This is a genomic window from Marinobacter metalliresistant, assembly GCF_038098645.1.
Lineage (GTDB): Bacteria > Pseudomonadota > Gammaproteobacteria > Pseudomonadales > Oleiphilaceae > Marinobacter > Marinobacter metalliresistant.
On record NZ_CP101118.1, the window covers coordinates 3,215,188 to 3,233,755 of the forward strand.

Sequence of the window (18,568 nt, forward strand, 5' to 3'; positions counted from 1 at the left end):
ATTATTTCTCCAGCAGCTTTTCAAGGTACCCGGCGAGGCCTTTGCGCAGCAGCAGGACCATCAGGATGATCGCGCCGCCCATAAACAGCATCCAGTCTTCGCTCACGTGCTCGAAGCCATACTGCAGACCCTCGTAAGTGATGGTGCCGAGAATGGCTCCGTAGATAGTGCCCATGCCGCCGAGGATGGACATTACCAGCGCGGTCCCGGACATTTCCCAAGTCATGAACTGTGGGTTCACGTAACCGTACTGCAGGGCGAACAGCAAACCGGCGTAGGCCGCCAGGGTGCTGCCGATGATGTAACTAATCAGTCGGAACGCGAAGATGTTGTAGCCCAGTGCCTCGGTACGCTCCGGGTTCAGACGGCTGGCTTCCACAATGCGGCCAAACCGCGAACGCAGGATAATCTTGATGGTCAACAGAGTGATCAGTACGGCCAGCAGCGACAGATAATAGAAGTGCGTTGGGTTGTCCAGGTTCAGAAAGTTCAGGCCAAAAATGCTGGTTTCGGGTTTCATGAAGATGAACAGGCCGTCGTTGCCCCCGAATTCCAGGGAGTCGAAGAAGAAATAGTAGGCCATCTGCGATATCGCCAGGGTAATCATGATGAAGTAGATGCCGGAGGTCCGTAGAACGACAATTCCAACAACCAATGCAACCAGGGCGCTGATCCCCATGATATACAGGGCGTAGATCCAGAAGTTGACCGCCTCATATTCGGGAGTAACGATCACAAACAGGTAGCCACCCAGCCCGTAGAAAAGCGCGTGCCCCAGGGTGACCAGGCCAACACGCCCCACCAGGAAGTCCAGGGACATCACGAACACTGCCAGGATCAGGATGGTGGTGGCTTTCCCCACGAAGAAGGGGTTGTCCTCCAGGAACAGGGGGATACAGAGGGTGATGACAAAGAAGATTGCCAGAAAGATGCGCTCGGTGCGTTTCTCGAAAATCATGTTCGGCTCCCGCTTACTTGGCGAACAGGCCCTGGGGCTTCACCAGCAGCACCAGGATCATAAAGATATAGATAATCATGTTGGACATAGTGGGCATCAGCACTGCTGCAAACGTACTGATAACACCGACCAGCAAAGCACCCACGAAGGCGCCCTTGATGGAGCCCATGCCGCCGATGACCACCACCACGAAAGAGGTAATCAGAACACTTTCCCCCATACCCGGAACGATGGATCGCATAGGCGCGGCGATAATGCCGGACACCGCGGCCAGCATGACGCCAATGGCAAACACGATGGTGTAGAGGTTTTTGATGTTCACGCCCAGGGCTTCCACCATTTCCCGGTTGGATTCACCGGCGCGGATCAGCATGCCCAAGCGGGTTTTGCTCACGACAAAATAGAGCGCGGCGGCAATGGCGATACAGATCAGTGCCGCGAAGATACGGTAAACCGGGTAGCTGGAGTTCTCGGTGAACGGCACAGAACCGCCAAGCGCGTCGGGAACAGCAACCCCGTAAGGGTCGTTGCCCCACAGAATGCTTTGCAGGGAATTGAACACAAAGATCATACCAATGGTCAGCAACACCTGATCCAAGTGATTGCGGTTGTACAATCGCTGTATCAGCATCCGCTCAATTATGATGCCCAGGCCAAGCGCAATGATGGCCGAGAGGATCGCAGATACCGTGAAGCTGCCGGTCACGGTGACGAAATACCACACCAGATACGCGCCCACCATGTACATGGAACCATGGGCCAGATTGAGGATGCCCATCACGCCGAACACCAGGGTCAGGCCGGAGGCGATCAAAAACAGAAGCAACCCATACTGGAGGCCGTTAATAAGTTGCACGAAGAAAAGTTCGGTAGACATAGAGATACCCAACGGTTTTACGGAGAAGTCAATTCAGGTGCGGGCAGGGATCTTCGGGTAAGCCCCCGGCTGTTGCCGGGGGTAGACAAAGCCCGTGCTCAGAGTTTGCAGCCACGGGCGGGATCTTCCAGCGCTTCGGCGGCGATACTCTGCACCACGTTCACGCCGTCTTTCACTTCCCGCAGATAGATGTTCTGAATCGGGTTGTGTGCCTTGGAGAAGGTGAATTCCCCACGCGGGCTGTCGATGGTCAGCTTTTCCATGGTGCTAATCACGGCCTGCTTGTCGGAAATATCACCTTCAAGCTGGTCGATGGTGTTGGCGATGGCCTGCCCCGCGTCATACCCCTGAACGGCGTAGATATCCGGGTAGTGGCCATACTCGGTGTTGAAGGCTTCCCGGAACTCCCGGTTTTTCGGAACGTCCAACTGTTCTGCGTAGTGCAGCCCAGTCATCACGCCTTCGGCAGCATCACCTTGTGCCTGCAGTGTACCTTCGGTGAGGAAGCCGGACCCCATCAGCGGAATCTTGCCGCGCAGGCCCATGGCGTCGTAATCCTTCACAAACTTGATGGCGCCACCACCGGCGAAGAATGTGAACACCGCATCAGGATTCTCGTCAGCTATGTCGCTGACGTGGGACTGGAAATTGGTGGACGGGAAAGGCAGCAGTACCTTCTCGACAATCTCGCCCCCACCGGCGGTGAAGGACTCTTCGAAGGCGTCGAGACTCTCGCGGCCCATGCCGTAGTTCCAACTGATCGCATAAACCTTCTTGTAGCCTTTTTCAAGCGCCACTTCGCCCATGGGGTAGGACGGCTGCCAAGATGAGAAGGAAGTGCGGAATACGTTGGGAGAGCAAAGAGGACCGGTCGCCGCGGCAGAACCCGCGTTGGGGATAATCATAATGGTATCTTTACCGCGCAGCATCTTGATCATGCCCATGGCAACGCCGGAATGAACCGGACCAATCACGAAATCTGCTTCGTGCTGGTTCAACAGCGAAGATGCTAGCTCCGGGGCGCGTGAGGGCTTGGCTTCAGTATCAAGCTCGATGAATTCAACTTTTGATCCGTGAAGTTTTTCGGCATGCTCTTTCAGAGCGAGCTTCAGGCCATCTCGGCCGGCTTCACCAAGTTGTGCGTAAATGCCGCTGAACGGCAGCATGACACCAATTTTCACCGGGTCACCGGCGGCCGCCAGGGCGGAGGTTGAAAGCCCGGCGGTAAGGGTGGTTGCCAGTACAGCACCGGCAAGCGTTTTGATCCTGCTCATTTCAACACCTCAGATTGTTGTTGTGGGTTCTGTCATTAGAGGCGTGAAGGGGGCCGGGGAATATCCATTTTCTGCACAGGCATGTCCTGTGGTTGCAGGGGTATTGTTAGCACGTTGTATTTCAGTTAGTTGGCCGGCGAAAATATGATGCCTCGACGTACAACGATGCCTGAAAATCAGTCATTCGCTCTGAGGTCCGTGTAGAGTTGCCGGGTGAGCGTGCGTTGTTCCTGCAACCGGTCGGTTATTCCCTGCACAACCTCCATACGGGCCACGGCACCGGCCTGAATGTCTTTCATGGCCTGAAGGGCTTCGCCCGACTGGTTCAGGCAGTGAGCACACGACTGGCGGATTTTGTCCATACCACTACCCGCCTCCACCGAAGTCGAATTCAGGTTGTTGGCGATGTCACGGATACTCTCGCTGGATTCGTTGGCGCGCACGGACAGGTTGCGTACTTCGTCGGCTACCACCGAAAAGCCACGACCGTGTTCTCCCGCCCGTGCGGCCTCAATGGAGGCGTTTAGAGCCAACAGGTTGGTCTGTTTGGCGATGTCCTGAATGTTGCCGACGATGCTTCCGATTTCCTCGGACTGTTTGCCCAACTGGGTGAACACGCCATCGATGCGGCCCATGAATTCGGCCAGTTCTCGAATTGAGGCCTCGGACCCGGAAATGCTGTTGGCGCTCTGGGCCACCTTCGCTCCGGACGCTTTGGCCAGTTTGCCAGCTTCATCCATTTCCGCGAGGATCATGTCCACATTGTTGCGCAGGTCGTCCAGGTGACCGATCAGAACGGGATCTGGTGATGCCGGTTCCGGTTCTGGCACTTGCGCCTCTTGTATTGGTTCGGGCAGAGGCTCCGACGCTGGCACCTGTTCACGGATGGTAACGATGGTTGGCTGCATTCGCGCGCACAGGGTGAGGGCGGTAGCGGTCAGTCCCAGGCTCAGGGCGGCGAGCGTGGCCGGGAATGCAGCGTCGGCCATGACGAGTATTAACGCGGCACTGGCGACGGCCGGAATTAGTGCACCGTATACCGGGGCTTTGGAAGAGCCGGATTCCGTGGTTGTTTGTTCTAAAGAAAGAGTGTTGCTCATGGTTCTTTGTCCGCCGGGCAGGGGTTCGCATCATGGAGTAACGCTAGGCTGTTTTGCGGAATGAACCTATCCGGACTTTGCAGAGTGTTATCCGCATACTGAACGACCGGCTTGGCGGGGAGATCCAGGGCCCGGAAAAAGGGGCCCTGGTATACAGGCGGTAGGTATTCAGCTCAGGGTGCGAAACAGAATTTCGGTGAGTATGTCCGGACATTCCACCGAGGGCACGTGGCCAATCTGGTCCAGAATGATCGGCTCCGCTGCGCTGCTGACCTCAGCCAGGGCCCTGAGTGTGTCCGGCGGCGTGGCCAGATCGTCTGAGCCGCCAATCAGTTGCAGTGGGACTGATGACTCCCGGAGCTGATCACGAAAGTCGACCCGTCCCAGCATCTCACACAGCAGCGCATAACTGCGGTCATCCCCGCGCCCCATGATCACACGCCAGCCTTCGATCAGAGCCGGTTGCTGATTGCAGGCGGTGGGGCTGAACCAGCGTGGCACGATATCCACCGCCACGGCAGGCAGGCCGAGTTCCAGAACATTGGCCGAGCGTGTATTCCAGGCATCGGGTGTGCCGATCATCGCTCCGGTGTTGGTGAGCGTTGCGGAAAGCAGCCTGTCAGAATGCTTGCTGAGCATTTGCTGACCAATGGCTCCGCCAATCGATGTCCCGACAAAGTGGAATTGGTCGACACCTGCCAGTTCTGTGAGCGCGATGGCTTCCTGCGCCAGGTCTTCCGGTGTGATTTCGTCAGATTCTTCCGGCCAGGCGGCGCTGGCGCCGTGTCCCGGTAAATCCCAGGTCAGTACCCGAAAGCCTTCGAGTAGTGCCGGTAGCATGTCGTCCCATACCGCCTGTGTCATGCCCAGGGGGTGGGCCAGGACCATCAGCGGCTTTTTTCTATCACCGAGCAGGCGATAACAAACTGTGTGATCGTTGTGCTTGAGAAATGCCATCTTGGCTCCTTACCTCAGACCCGTTCGATGAGTGTTGCAATACCCTGGCCGACACCTACGCACATGGTGCACAAGGCATAGCGGCCACCGGTGCTCTGCAGTTGGTGGGCGGCGGTCATTAGCAGTCGGGCACCAGACATCCCCAAAGGATGGCCCAGGGCGATGGCGCCGCCGTTGGGGTTCACGCGTGAATCACCATCGGCAACGCCCAATTCCCGCAGTACCGCCAACCCCTGGGCGGCAAAGGCTTCGTTCAGTTCGATCACGTCAATGTCTTCAATGCCGATGCCTTGTTTCTCCAGCAGCTTGCGAACCGCCGGCACAGGGCCGATGCCCATGATGCGCGGTTCCACGCCGGCCGTGGCCATGCCCAGTATGCGGGCCATGGGGTTTAGTCCGTGGGTTTTGACGGCGGTCTCACTGGCAACCAGCATCGCAGCGGCGCCATCGTTCACGCCTGAGGCGTTGCCTGCCGTCACGCTGCCGTTTTCGCGGAATGGCGTGGGCAGGGATGCGAGCTTCTCCAGCGTACTTTCGCGGGGATGCTCGTCGGTATCGAACACCAGCGGGTCTTGTTTCCGGCGCGGAATGAACACAGGCACAATTTCTTCGGCAAAGCGTCCTTCCTTCTGGGCTCGGGCGGTTTTTTCCTGGGAACGGAAGGCGAACAGGTCCTGATCCTCCCGCGACACCTTGTATTGTTCGGCCACGTTCTCCGCCGTTTCAGGCATGGAATCGATGCCATACTGCTTTTTCATCAGCGGGTTCACAAAGCGCCAGCCGATGGTGGTGTCCTCAATCTTCTGGCCTCGTGAAAAGGCGCTGTCAGCCTTGCCCATAACATAGGGGGCACGAGACATGGATTCCACGCCCCCTGCTAACACTAGGTCCATTTCACCTGCACGAATGGCGCGGAACGCCGTGCCAACAGCATCCATGCCGGAGCCACACAGGCGATTGAGAGTGGTGCCGGGAACAGACGTAGGCAAGCCGGCCAGCAGGGCAGACATCCTCGCCACGTTGCGGTTGTCTTCACCGGCCTGGTTAGCGGAGCCCATCATCACTTCGTCGATAGCGGCCGGGTCGAGTTCCGAAGCCTGCTCCAGTACCGCTTTAAAAATGTGAGCGGCGAGGTCGTCAGGGCGAATGCTGGCAAGGGTGCCACCGAAACGGCCAATCGCCGAACGACGGGGATGGCAGAGATAAACGTCAGTCATGATATTTCTCACTGTTGACCGGCATGATGTGCATTTGTGCGTGCTTTCAGATCACGCAGAACTTCCAGCTCTTTGGCACTTGGCTCTGGCGTGGTCTCCAACTTGTCCGCAAACCGGATTTCCCACCCAGTGGCATCAATCACTTCTTCCCGAGTCACATTGGGATGCAGAGATGTGACTACCAGTTCTTTGCTATCAGGGTCAGGCTTGAGAATGCACAGGTCGGTAATTACCACGGTGGGACCACGTCCAATGTTGGGGACATTATCCCGTGCCTTGCCGTCGCGTCCAAAGCCAACGGTCGTAACAAAGTCGACGTCCCTCACGAAGGTACGCTTGGAATGCTTGACGGTAATGAACACTTCCTTTGCATTGGTGGCAATTTCCGGGGCGCCACCACCCCCAGGCAGGCGGACTTTCGGTTCGCGGTAGTCGCCAATCAGCGTGGTGTTCAGGTTGGCGTAACGGTCAATCTGAGCGGTACCCAGGAAGCCGACGCTGATGTGTCCACCCTGCAGCCAGTACCGGAACATCTCCGGTACTGCCACGGTGGTCAGGGCGGATTCACATAGCTCGCCGTCGCCGATGGACAGAGGCAGCACGTCCGGTTTGGTTTGCAGGGTGCCGGATTCATAAATCAGAGTCACGTCCGGTGCGTGGGTCAGTCGCGCCAGGTTGGCAGCCTCGCTGGGCAGTCCAATGCCCACGAAGCAGGTCATGTCGCTGGTCAGTGCGCGGGCGGCAGTGACGCTCATCATTTCAGAGGAGGTAAATTCAAGGCTCATCACGCAGCTCCTTTTTCAAACACGTTGTCTTTCAGCCAGGTCTGGAAAGTTTCCCGGTCACGGGCGATGCCGTCCCACTCTTTGTAGAAGGCGTTGTCACGGTCGTAGTAGCCGAGGGCGTAAGAGGGTTTGGCGCCTTTCGGGGCCTCGGCGATGGCGGTGATGGCCCAGGAGGGCAGCACGCAGGCGTTCACGGAGGCGCCGAGGTCATCCACGATCTCCTCAACGGTCACAATGCTTCGCTTAGCGGCCAGCACCACTTCCTTCTGGATACCGACGATGCCTTCTATCAGCACATTGCCCTTTCGGTCCGCCCGCTGGGCATGAATCACGGCTACATCTGGACGAACAGAGGGTACTGCCGCCAGGCGCTCACCGGTAAAGGGGCACTCGATGAATTTGATCTGGTCATTGACCTTGGGCAGGTCGCTGCCGACGTAACCACGCAGAACTGCTAGCGGCAGCCCGGCGGCGCCCGCTTCATAGGCGCAGGCCATGGCTGCGTGGCTGTGTTCCAGGATCTCCAGCTTGTTCGGCCAGCCTTTCTCAACGGCATCCCGCAGACGGTGCAGGGAGCCCACGCCGGGGTTGCCACCCCAGGAGAAGATCAGCTTTTTAGCGCAGCCGGCACCGATCATCTGGTCATACACCAGGTCCGGGGTCATGCGGATCAAGGTCAGGTCACGTTTTTCCTGGCGGATGATTTCGTGGCCAGCGGCAAACGGAATCAGGTGGGTAAAGCCTTCCATCGCTACGGTGTCGCCGTTGCTGATGTGTTTGCTTACCGCTTCCTGGAGAGAGAGGAATTCAGCCATCGCAGTGTCTCCATCATGTGTTGGCAAAGTAAGTTCGATATACGAACATAAGTTTAATATGCGAACATAATGGCGTGATTGGTTTTGGGTCGTCAAGGACAAATTTTCACCAATTGGTAAAAATGCACGGATGTTCGTAATGCGAACTAACTGATACCATGCGCTGACACTGATGTGCGGTAGGCTAAATAAGCCTGTTATAGGAGCTGGAATGGACGAACAGATTCTCAAGCCGGGAGACCGGGATTACGTGGGCGCACTGGCGTCGGGTCTAGAGGTTCTGCAGGCATTTGGTGCCGATCACCCTCGTATGACCCTGAGCGAAGTGGCGGCCCGCACTGATATGGACCGGGCCAAGGCACGGCGATTTCTGTTGACCCTGCACGCGTTGGGGTTTGTGAAGCGCACCGGTCGTCAGTTCGAGCTGACTCCCCGGGTACTGCAGCTGGGTTATGCCTATCAGGCATCAAACCAGTATCGGGCAGTCATTCAACAGTATCTGGAAGACATTACCGCCGAGCTTGGTGAATCCTCATCGCTGGCGGTTCTGGATGGTGACGATGTGGTGTACGTGGTGCGCTCGGCCGCCCGGCATCGACTGATGGCGATTACGCTGTCGGTGGGTACCCGCTTGCCTGCGGCCTATACCTCCATGGGGCGGGTGCTGCTTGCGCAGTTGCCGCAGAACGAGCTTGAGACTTATATGGATAGGATTCAGCTTGAGCGTCATACGTTGTCTTCCATCACAGAAAAAAACGTTTTGCGGGAGGAGATCGACAAGGCACGAAATCTCGGATACGCCGTCTTAGATCAGGAACTTGATCTTGGTTTGCGATCTGTGGCGGTGCCCGCCTATTCTGCGAGTGGCGAGCTTTTGGGGGCGCTTAATATCAGCACAAATGCTGCCCGGGTGGACATGGATACTTTGTTGAACGTGTATTTGCCGAGGCTGCAAATTGTGGCTGATCGGATTCGCCAAGCGGCTCGATAAGCCTCATGGATAACGACCGGTGAGCCGGTTCTCCACGAGTTCATCCAGGATAGTGTTAGCCAGCCGCATTACGGCGTTCGGGTTTTCGCCCCGACGACGTGAGGCGATAACGGGCGTGGTGATGTTGTTATCCTCCAGCGGCATGAACTCCACCCCCTCACGATTAAGTTTTCGGACCTGTTCTGGCACCAGCGTGAACCCCATGTCGGAGGCGACCAGCGATAGGGCCGTTTGAAGATCGTTGACATGCTGGCTGACATGAATTTTCAGGCCGCGTCTGTGAAAAAGCCCCTGGGTGATATCTGCAAAGTTTGGGCCCGGCCCGGAAGGGAAGGCGACCATGGGGTGGGCAGAAAGCTCTTTCATAGACGGAGGGTGTTTGCTGAGCGGGTGACCCATGGGTATGGCAGCGATGATGGGCTCGTCGAACAGTAGCTCCTGCTCCACGTCGGGGTCTTCTATGCTCACCCTTCCAAAGCCAATGTCGATCTTGCCAGTCTTAAGTGCTTCGACCTGTTCCCGTGTTTTCAGTTCATGCAGGACTATCTCCAAGTTCTTGTTTCGGCGCAGACGCCGAACCATGAGAGGTAGCTGGCCATAAAAAACGGATGGGACAAACCCGATGGAAAAAATAGTCTTTCGATGCTGTGCGATCCTGCGAGTGTCATCAACTGTCGCAGTTACTTTGTCCAGTATCTGTCGGGCCTGTTCCAGAAAATATTCCCCTCCATTGGTCAGCTCAAGGCCCCTGGGCTTGCGGATAAAAAGCTCTACACCTATTTCTTCCTCAAGCTGCTTCATTGCCCGGGTTAGTGGTGGTTGTGCAATAAACAGTTTTTCTGCTGCCCGGGTGAGGTTGCCTTCCTCTGCAACGGCGACGAAATATCGCAGGTGTCTGAGTTCCATCCATACCTCCTAGGTATCGCTAGATACTTAATCAATATTGGTTCACATCCGTGAAACTTCGTACTGTTCGAGTCACAGGTATTATAACTTGCGATTCGGAGAGCACATGTCCGCAACCATTCAGTCCATCGAAGCCATCCTGGTCGACATCCCGACCATCCGGCCGCACAAGCTAGCTATGACAACCATGGGGGTTCAGACCATGGTGATTGTGCGGGTGAAGGATTCCGATGGCCTTGAAGGGTTGGGTGAAGCGACCACCATCGGTGGCCTGGCCTACGGCCCGGAAAGCCCCGAAAGCGTGAAACTTACCATCGACACCTATTTCAGGCCACAACTGATTGGCCAGCCGGTTGACGCAATCAATACCCTAAGGGTAAGGCTAAACCGTGCGACCCGCGGAAACAACCTGGCCAAGTCCGCGATTGAAACTGCCCTGCTGGATCTGCAGGGCAAGCGTTTGAACTGCCCAGTATCTGACCTGTTCGGTGGTGCCGTACATCAGCATATTCCGGTGCTCTGGACTCTGGCCAGTGGTGACACCGCACGGGATATCGAGGAGGCCCTCGGCCTGATCGAAACCCGGCGCCACTGTGATTTCAAGCTCAAGATCGGCTCTCGGGCGTTGATGGACGATGTCCGCCATGTGGCTGCCATCAAGGATGCTGTGGGTGAATCCGCCAGCGTGCGCGTGGATGTGAACCAGGCCTGGGATGAATCAACGGCTGCCAGAGGCATGGCGGAGCTGCAAGCCGCCGGTATTGACCTGGTCGAGCAGCCTACACCTATGAAGGACCACGCCGCTCTGGTGCGCCTGTCGCAGAAATTCCACCTGCCTATCCTGGCCGACGAAGCCGTCGCCGATGCCAGCGATATGTACAACCTTGCTGCCGCCGGCTTTTCGGGGGCCGTCGCCCTTAAGATCGCCAAGGCTGGCGGCCCGGCGCAGGCCCTAAAGCAGGCCGCGGTTGCCCAGGCGGCGGGTATCGGCCTGTATGGAGGTACCTTGCTGGAAGGCACGATCGGCACCGTCGCTGCACTGCATGCCTGGTCCACTCTGGAAACCCTGCACTGGGGCACGGAAATGTTCGGCCCGCTACTGATGAAGGATGACATTGTGGACAAGCCCCTGAGCTTCCACGACAACGGAGTGGAACTACCACAAGGCCCTGGACTGGGCGTCACGCTTAACGAAGACAAGCTCGCTGAATACAGCCGCAAAGATAAATAACGGAGGAGCGCACATGCTGTTCAAAGTTGAAATGAAGGTCAATCTGCCCACCGATATGCCGGCTGAGGTTGCTGGCGAGATCAAGGCCCGGGAAAAGGCCTACGCCCAAGGCCTTCAGGAAAAAGGCAAGTGGCGCCATCTGTGGCGTGTGGCGGGCAGCTACGCGAACGTCAGCATTTTCGACGTTGAGGATAACGCCGAATTACAGGGCCTGATCAGCAATCTTCCGCTGTTCCCTTATATGGACATTACCGTTGCACCCCTGTGCCGCCATCCGTCCTCCATTCACGAGGACGATCGCTAAGCAGGACTGTTCACGAGATCCGGCCCCGTTCTGTGGTGAAAGGGGCTTCAAAGATGATGTTGCCAACCGATTGGGATGTCTTGAGCAACAACAACAAAAGACCGAGGAGACCAACAATGACTGTTAAAACCATGCAAACCGCCGAAGTGAAAGACCTGCTTGAAAAAGTCGCCGGCTTTGACCAGCAAGGCGGTGACGAGCGGATTAAAAAGATTGTCCACCGCGTGATGCACGATATTTTCCAGATTGTGGAAGATTTTGATGTTACGCCGGAAGAGTTCTGGAGCGCCGTCTATTACGTTGGCGAACTGGGTGCAAACGGCGAAGCCGCGCTGCTGGCCCCGGGCCTGGGCATGGACCGTTACCTGGACATCCGCCAGGACGCCGAGGACGAGCAGGCTGGTCTGACCGGCGGCACGCCGCGTACCATCGAAGGCCCGCTTTACGTGGCCGGTGCCCCACTCAGCGAAGGCTTTGCCCGCATGGACGACGGCTCCGATAAAGACGCCGAGGCGATTCTGATCAAGGGTCAGATCACCGACGAAAACGGGGCGCCGCTGGCCAACGCTATCGTGGATATCTGGCACGCCGACTCCAAGGGCGCCTATTCCTACTTCGACCAGTCGCAGAGCGAGTACAACCTGCGCCGCCGCATCAAGACAGATTCTGAAGGTCGTTATGCTGCCCAGAGCATTATGCCGTCCGGTTACGGTTGCCCGCCTGAGGGTTCAACCCAGCAGTTGCTCAACCATCTGGGCCGTCACGGCCAGCGTCCGGCGCATATTCATTACTTCGTGTCCAAACCGGGTTACAAGCACCTGACCACTCAGATCAACATCGCCGGTGACGAATACACCTACAGCGACTTTGCTTTTGCTACCCGTGAAGAGCTGGTGGTCGAAGCCAAGCGCGTAGACCAGTCCAATGAAGGGACCAAGCACGGCGTAACAGGACCGATTACCGAAGTCGAGTTCAACGTCGCGCTGGTTGCCACTGACAAGCCCGAGCTCCAGGAACGTCACGCACGTCCGCGCGCCCTGGAAACCGACGCTGCGTAAGCGCCACCCAAGAACAAGACGGAGTGAACGACATGACCAGCAAGCTTGAAAAACTCGCCGAAAAGGTACGTGACGCGGTAATAGCTGATCCGAAAACTGGACGCTACCAGTGTGATCGCAGCATCTTCACCGATCAGGAACTGTTCGATCTGGAGATGAAGTATATTTTCGAGGGCAACTGGGTTTACCTGGCCCACGAGAGCCAGATCCCGGAGCCGGGTGATTACTTTACAGTAACTGTCGGTCGCCAGCCGGTGATCATCACCCGTACCAAGGATGGCGAGCTGAAAGCCATCCTCAACACTTGCTCGCACCGTGGTGCCACCCTTTGCCGTAAAAAACGGGGCAACAAGACCTCCTTTACTTGCCCGTTCCACGGCTGGACCTTCCGTAATGACGGTCAGCTGTTGAAGGCGAAAGACCAGAAGAAAGGCGGCTACCCAGAGCAGTTCAACACCGACGGCTCCCACGATCTGAAGCAAATGCCAAAGTTCGGCAACTACCGTGGCTTCCTGTTCGGCAGCCTCAATGCCGACGTGGTCTCTCTCGAAGAGTATCTGGGCGAGACCACCAAGATCATTGACAACATCGTGGATCAGTCCGAAGACGGCCTGGAAATCCTGCGCGGAAGCTCGACCTACACCTACGAGGGTAACTGGAAGTTGACCGCCGAGAACGGAGCCGATGGGTATCACGTGGGCACCGTGCATTGGAACTACCTGTCCACCATGGGCCAGCGTAATTATGAAAAAGGCGGCACTGAGGCGGTCGACGCCAAGAGCTGGTCTGCGGAAGGCGGTTTTTACTCCTTCGAGAACGGTCACATGATGCTGTGGACTCGACTGCTGAACCCAGAAGTGCGTCCGATCTTCAGCCAGCTGGAGCGCCTGAAGGAAACCTACGGAGCGGCTCGTGCGGACTCCATAGTAAGGACCACCAAGAATCTGTGTCTTTACCCGAACGTTTACTTGATGGATCAGTTCTCGACACAGATCCGTGTGACCCGGCCCATCGACGTCAACAAGACGGAAGTGACCATCTATGCCTTTGGTCCGAAGAACGAGCCTTCGGAGTTGCGTGCCAAGCGTATCCGCCAGTATGAAGACTTCTTCAATGTGACCGGCATGGGTACACCGGACGACCTGGAGGAATTCCGCGCCTGCCAGAACGGCTATGAAGCCCGCGACATGCGCTGGAACGACATGAGCCGTGGTGCCGCGCACTGGATCGACGGCCCTGATGAGCACGCCAACCAGATCGACATGAAGCCCACCATGAGTGGCGCGCGGCCCGACGACGAAGGACTGTACGTTAATCACCACCAGCATTGGCAGGTGGAAATGACCCGTGCCATCGAGGCAGAGCGTGCCCGTTTCATTCCAGTGACTTCAGAGGAGGCGTCGGCATGAGCCTGAGCTATCACGACATCGAGCAATTCATCATCCGCGAAGCCCGTTTCCTTGACGACCGCGAGTGGGATAAATGGCTGGCCTGCTATCACGAGGATGTCACCTACTGGATGCCGGCCTGGGACGATGACGATGAGCTGACCGAGGACCCGCAAAGCGAGATCTCGCTCATCTATTACCCCAACAAGGAAGGCCTGGAAGACCGGATCTATCGCATCAAGACAGAGCGATCCGGTGCCAGCTCCATGCCCGAGCCGCGCACCACGCACTTCACCAGCAACCTGGAGATCCTGTCCCAGGATGAGAGTGAAGTGAAGCTTCGGTTCAACTGGCTGACCAAGGCCTACCGCTACAAGAAAACGGCGGAATTTTTCGGAACGTCCTTCTACACCCTGGACATCACTGGCGAGCAGCCGCTGATTCGGGAGAAGCGACTCGTTCTGAACAACGATTGCATCAATCAGGTACTGGACGTTTACCACCTGTAATTGATGGGGAGAGCATCATCATGAGTTACAACATCGCGCTTAACTTCGAAGACGGCGTTACCCGTTTTGTGTCCTGCAACGAAGGCGAAACGGTTCTCGATGCCGCCTACCGTGCGCAGATCAATCTGCCCATGGATTGTTCCGATGGCGTCTGCGGCACCTGTAAGGGTGCCTGCCGCCAGGGAGAGTTCGACATGGGTGAGGAATACATTGACGAAGCGCTGTCTGACGAGGAAGCCGAACAGGGCATGGTACTGACCTGCCAGATGGTGCCATCCAGCGATTGCGTGGTGGAAGTGCCTGTCGCTTCCACCATGTGCAAGACCGGCAATGCCGAAGTCGGCGGTACCGTGGCGGAGGTTAACCTGATCTCACCGACATCGATCGAACTGAAGATCACCGCGGACGATGACATTGCCTTCCTTCCGGGGCAGTACGTGAACATTCAGGTGCCGGGCACCGAGGAGACCCGCGCCTACTCCTTCAGTTCCAGGCCCGGCAGTCGTGATCTCAGTTTCCTGATCCGCAACGTGCCTGGTGGGCTGATGAGTTCCTGGCTGGTGGGCAAGGCCCGCACCGGCGACAAAGTGACTCTGACCGGGCCAATGGGTAGTTTCTATCTGCGCCCGATCAAGCGCCCAGTCCTTATGCTGGCGGGTGGCACAGGCCTGGCGCCTTTCCTGGCAAAACTGGAATACATGAAAGCCAATGGATGCGATCTGCCAACGCACCTGATTTACGGCGTTAGCAATGACGATGACCTGGTGTGCCTGGACATTCTGGACCGCTTTACTGAGGAATTAGATCACTTCAGTTACGTCACCTGTGTGTCTGGTGACGACAGCAACTATTCGCGCAAAGGGTATGTTACCCAGCACATGGATGAAGCGCCGTTAAACGATGGAGATGTGGATGTCTATCTGTGTGGCCCGCCTCCCATGGTGGATTCTGTGCTTGGTTTCTTTCGCGAGCAGGGGATTAAACCGAAATCGTTCCATTATGAAAAATTCGCACCTAGCGCGCCCGCAAATAAGGAGAAAGTCGCATGAAAGCCCGCTTCACCAATAAGGTAATGGTGATCACCGGAGCTGCCCAGGGAATCGGCAAACGTGTTGCCGAGCTGGCGGCTGCCGAGGGCGCCAGGCTTCTGCTGGTCGATATTGCGGATTACATTCACGGCATTGCTGCTGAATTGCGTGACCAAGGTGCCGACGCTATTGCGGTGCAGGCCAATCTCGAAACCTGGGCCGGTGCTGAGACAATAATGGCGGAGGCCCATAAGCATTTTCGTCGCATCGACATCCTGATCAACAATGTTGGCGGTACCATCTGGGCTCAGCCCTTTCAGCATTACACGCCTGATCAGATCGAAAAGGAGATTCACCGTTCGCTGTTTACGACCTTGTGGTGCTGTCGCGCGGTACTGCCCTACATGCTGGAGCAAAAGGGGGGTGTGATTGTCAACGTGTCGTCCATTGCAACGCGGGCTCTAATGAGGGTTCCCTATGGTGCGGCCAAGGGTGGCGTTAACGCTTTGACTGTAAACATGGCGTATGAATACGCACCGCACAATATCCGGGTGAATGCCGCTGCGGCCGGCGGTACCGAAGCGCCTCCGCGACTGACTCCACGCAATGCTGAAGAACAGAGTGAGCAGGAAAAGGCCTGGTACCAGACGCTGATTGACCAGACGATAGAAAACAGCTTTATGCATCGTTACGGAACCCTGGATGAACAGGCCGAACCGATCCTGTTCTTGGCATCGGATGCTGCCAGTTATATTACCGGAACGGTGGTCCCCGTTGCGGGGGGCGACCTGGGATAAGCCGGATATAAGGTGTAACCCAGGGTAGATAGCCAGTCATACCCTCTTTGGCCCCGGTGGTCCTGCGCGCGGGGCCTTTATCATAAACCGAATCTACAACAATCAATACCGGATTCACGCTTATGCCGAGACTTCTGAAAGACCTTTCCCTGCCGGCGGTTGTTGCCGGCTTTTTGGCTGTGCTGGTGTCTTACTCGGGGCCACTGGCTATCTTTTTTCAGGCTGGAGCGAGCGCGGGCATCTCCACGGAGATGATGACCTCCTGGGTCTGGGCGATCTCCATGGGCGCGGCGATCTCCGGAATTGTACTTTCGATATGGCTTAAAGCGCCGGTGGTGACCGCCTGGTCCGCGCCAGGCACCGCGTTGCTGGTTGCACTGTTCCCGGAGCTGTCCCTGAACGAGGCCATAGGAGCTTACATCACGGCAGCGATCATCATCTTTATTATTGGTGTGTCCGGCAGCTTCGACACATTTGTTCGTGCTATTCCCAAGGGCATTGCCGCCGGCATGATGGCGGGCATTCTCTTTCAGTTTGGTGTGGGCGCTTTCACCGCCATTGAAACCACACCCACTCTGGCCATCGGGATGCTGGTTTCCTATGTGGTATTCCGCCGCCTGTTCCCCAAATACACTCTGGTACTGTTATTGATTTCCGGTGTGGCTCTTGCGGTTGTCTTGGAGGGTGCGTCCTTGTCAGGTGTGCGCTGGAGTATCGCGGTTCCGCAATTCATCCAGCCGGAGTGGACATTGGGATCAACCCTAAGCCTTGCCATTCCGCTGGTGCTTGTGAGTCTGACCGGTCAGTTCCTGCCTGGCATGGCCATCCTTCAAGGTGCGGGTTATCCGGTCAAAGCCAAACCGGTCATCGGAGTAACCAGCATCGTGTCGCTACCGATGGCGTTTTTCGGTGGTATCACTACGGTGGTCGCTGCGATTACGGCCGCCATCTGCACCGGCAAGGACGCCCATGACGATCCTTCTCGTCGTTACGTTGCAGGCGTGTTTAATGGCGTTTTCTACTTGGTGGGAGGCCTGTTTGCCGGCACTATCGTCAGTCTGTTCACGTCACTGCCGGCGGCATTTGTTGCCGTGCTTGCTGGACTGGCGTTACTTGGCGCCATTGCGGGTAACCTTTTTTCCGCACTGGAGGAGCCCAGTCATCGGGAAGCGTCGCTGATCACATTTGTCGTTACCGCGTCGGGCATGTCTTTATTCGGGCTGTCATCCGCGTTCTGGGGCGTAGTCATTGGTTACGGCTGCTACATGGTATTGAATGGCAAAACCGGCAGTAAATAATAGAATTGGCGTTGCCCTTTCCATGCTTTGGCATCCTGGGAAAGAGAATATCAATTCCGAGGTGTCTTGGAGTCTGCGCGGCAAGAGCCACCTTCTGGCATAATGAACGGAAATTCTCCAGCAGCAGGAAATCTGACGGGAACCATCTTCCGCCTATATCCGCCCGACCAGGAAATGCTCCTCCCCCTGAGTTTGAACGAATGGCTGCCTGGTGCCACTGTAGAATGAGGTAAAAGGCATGGACGGCTGTGTTTCGCCGCAACGGCGCCGTTTGACCAATCCATTGTTATACCATCCCCCTCTGTCAGCCAGTTGCCCAGTTGGCAATTTTTGCGTAAACCGCTGAAGGTTGCCTCCCCATTCCACGTGCGGCCTGCCACCCGGGCCGGAGTAAGGCTGCTACCTTCGCTCTTTATCCGTCTCAGTGCTGTTAGGGAACGGGGCGCTCATCTGAAAACTTCGCCATGCTGTATAAAGACCCCAGTACAGGTAAGGGATGGTTGTCGCCAGCGTATGACATCGTGAATACTAGGGTTTATCAAGAGGGAGATTCCCTTGCCTTGAAGCTCTCTAAGACTAAAGACTTTCCAAACCGTACAACGATGAAAAAATTTGCCCGCGAGCACTGCAACCTCTCAGATAAAATGGCCCAAGGTATTATTGGTCAGTGCGGAACTAGAGCACGGTGTTTGTCGTTTGGTGACGCCCGAGGAGAAGCAAAAGTTCTGGAAAGGTGAAGTACGCAAGCTCAAATGGGCGAGGTAACCAGCAGCGTCTTTGCCTTTTTACTGGCTGGCGCCGCCTTGGCCGCTTCGATGTACTTGCGGCGGCTGTGCACCTTATCAAGAACACCAGATAAGGTGCACAGCCGCCGTTACTTTATCGATGCCCAGAAGGACCATCCGGAACAGGCCATCAAGGCCCTTCGGCAGGTCGCCAAACTGTATCGGAAAGAAGAGACCATTCGGGCCCGGCAACTGATCGTCCGGCTACCTTCCAAACTCCGACTCTTGGTGAACAGGCCCTGCGTTGTGAAATCGGCGCCTGCTCCTCCATCGCCTTAGCTTTCCCGAGC

Annotated in this window: 19 protein-coding genes; 10 read left to right on the plus strand and 9 right to left on the minus strand. The window is 56.6% G+C overall.

Annotated elements, in window-relative coordinates; translation table 11 throughout:
• Nucleotide 1: 1 nt before the first annotated feature.
• The 8 genes from NLK58_RS15015 to NLK58_RS15050 form a co-directional block, all read right to left on the minus strand.
• Complete coding sequence (locus NLK58_RS15015) at nt 2–958, minus strand: branched-chain amino acid ABC transporter permease (protein WP_341581201.1); 957 nt, start codon at nt 956–958, stop codon at nt 2–4.
• A gap of 13 nt (nt 959–971) precedes the next feature.
• The gene (locus NLK58_RS15020) at nt 972–1,835 is read right to left on the minus strand and encodes a branched-chain amino acid ABC transporter permease (RefSeq protein ID WP_341581202.1); all 864 of its coding nucleotides are present in this window, start codon (nt 1,833–1,835) and stop codon (nt 972–974) included.
• 98 nt (nt 1,836–1,933) lie between these two features.
• Nucleotides 1,934–3,109 carry an ABC transporter substrate-binding protein gene (locus tag NLK58_RS15025; RefSeq protein WP_341581203.1) on the minus strand — a complete coding sequence of 392 codons (1,176 nt, stop codon included), beginning with the start codon at nt 3,107–3,109 and terminating at the stop codon, nt 1,934–1,936.
• 176 nt (nt 3,110–3,285) lie between these two features.
• Entirely contained in the window at nt 3,286–4,209 is a 924-nt protein-coding gene (locus tag NLK58_RS15030; protein WP_341581204.1) for a methyl-accepting chemotaxis protein, read from the minus strand.
• Nucleotides 4,210–4,377: 168 nt separating this feature from the next.
• Nucleotides 4,378–5,166, minus strand: a complete 789-nt coding sequence (locus NLK58_RS15035; protein ID WP_341581205.1) for an alpha/beta fold hydrolase — start codon at nt 5,164–5,166, stop codon at nt 4,378–4,380.
• Between the two features lie 14 nt (nt 5,167–5,180).
• Nucleotides 5,181–6,386 (minus strand): 3-oxoadipyl-CoA thiolase, encoded by a 1,206-nt coding sequence (pcaF, locus tag NLK58_RS15040; RefSeq protein ID WP_341582814.1) that lies wholly within the window; start codon nt 6,384–6,386, stop codon nt 5,181–5,183.
• Between the two features lie 5 nt (nt 6,387–6,391).
• The gene (locus NLK58_RS15045) at nt 6,392–7,168 is read right to left on the minus strand and encodes a CoA-transferase subunit beta (RefSeq protein ID WP_341581206.1); all 777 of its coding nucleotides are present in this window, start codon (nt 7,166–7,168) and stop codon (nt 6,392–6,394) included.
• The gene (locus tag NLK58_RS15050) at nt 7,168–7,983 is read right to left on the minus strand and encodes a CoA transferase subunit A (protein WP_341581207.1); all 816 of its coding nucleotides are present in this window, start codon (nt 7,981–7,983) and stop codon (nt 7,168–7,170) included. Before NLK58_RS15050 ends, NLK58_RS15045 begins: the two co-directional genes overlap by 1 nt.
• 211 nt (nt 7,984–8,194) lie before the next feature.
• On the opposite strand from NLK58_RS15050, the gene NLK58_RS15055 reads away from it, so the two are divergent.
• Complete coding sequence (locus NLK58_RS15055; protein ID WP_341581208.1) at nt 8,195–8,974, plus strand: IclR family transcriptional regulator C-terminal domain-containing protein; 780 nt, start codon at nt 8,195–8,197, stop codon at nt 8,972–8,974.
• Between the two features lie 3 nt (nt 8,975–8,977).
• Here NLK58_RS15055 and NLK58_RS15060 read toward each other — a convergent pair whose 3' ends face one another.
• Nucleotides 8,978–9,880, minus strand: a complete 903-nt coding sequence (locus NLK58_RS15060) for a LysR family transcriptional regulator (RefSeq protein WP_053114060.1) — start codon at nt 9,878–9,880, stop codon at nt 8,978–8,980.
• A 106-nt stretch (nt 9,881–9,986) separates the two neighbouring features.
• Here NLK58_RS15060 and NLK58_RS15065 point away from each other — a divergent pair, with 106 nt between their 5' ends.
• From NLK58_RS15065 to NLK58_RS20650, 9 genes are all read left to right on the plus strand, one after another.
• Nucleotides 9,987–11,111: a muconate/chloromuconate family cycloisomerase gene (locus NLK58_RS15065; RefSeq protein WP_341581209.1), complete on the plus strand. Its 1,125-nt coding sequence runs from the start codon at nt 9,987–9,989 to the stop codon at nt 11,109–11,111.
• 13 nt (nt 11,112–11,124) lie between these two features.
• On the plus strand, nt 11,125–11,415 hold the full coding sequence (gene catC, locus NLK58_RS15070) for a muconolactone Delta-isomerase (protein WP_341581210.1): 291 nt from the start codon (nt 11,125–11,127) through the stop codon (nt 11,413–11,415).
• A gap of 116 nt (nt 11,416–11,531) precedes the next feature.
• Nucleotides 11,532–12,473, plus strand: coding sequence for a catechol 1,2-dioxygenase (catA, locus tag NLK58_RS15075; protein WP_341581211.1), 942 nt, complete (start codon nt 11,532–11,534; stop codon nt 12,471–12,473).
• A 32-nt stretch (nt 12,474–12,505) separates the two neighbouring features.
• Complete coding sequence (locus tag NLK58_RS15080; protein ID WP_341581212.1) at nt 12,506–13,882, plus strand: Rieske 2Fe-2S domain-containing protein; 1,377 nt, start codon at nt 12,506–12,508, stop codon at nt 13,880–13,882.
• Nucleotides 13,879–14,370, plus strand: a complete 492-nt coding sequence (gene benB, locus NLK58_RS15085) for a benzoate 1,2-dioxygenase small subunit (RefSeq protein ID WP_053114070.1) — start codon at nt 13,879–13,881, stop codon at nt 14,368–14,370. The genes NLK58_RS15080 and benB overlap by 4 nt, the downstream gene beginning before the upstream one ends.
• A gap of 20 nt (nt 14,371–14,390) precedes the next feature.
• The gene (gene benC / locus NLK58_RS15090; protein ID WP_341581213.1) at nt 14,391–15,419 is read left to right on the plus strand and encodes a benzoate 1,2-dioxygenase electron transfer component BenC; all 1,029 of its coding nucleotides are present in this window, start codon (nt 14,391–14,393) and stop codon (nt 15,417–15,419) included.
• Complete coding sequence (gene benD / locus NLK58_RS15095) at nt 15,416–16,195, plus strand: benzoate diol dehydrogenase BenD (RefSeq protein WP_341581214.1); 780 nt, start codon at nt 15,416–15,418, stop codon at nt 16,193–16,195. The genes benC and benD overlap by 4 nt, the downstream gene beginning before the upstream one ends.
• Nucleotides 16,196–16,317: 122 nt before the next feature.
• Complete coding sequence (locus NLK58_RS15100; RefSeq protein ID WP_341581215.1) at nt 16,318–17,493, plus strand: benzoate/H(+) symporter BenE family transporter; 1,176 nt, start codon at nt 16,318–16,320, stop codon at nt 17,491–17,493.
• A gap of 815 nt (nt 17,494–18,308) precedes the next feature.
• Nucleotides 18,309–18,557 carry a transposase gene (locus NLK58_RS20650; RefSeq protein ID WP_376788094.1) on the plus strand — a complete coding sequence of 83 codons (249 nt, stop codon included), beginning with the start codon at nt 18,309–18,311 and terminating at the stop codon, nt 18,555–18,557.
• Nucleotides 18,558–18,568: the final 11 nt, after the last annotated feature.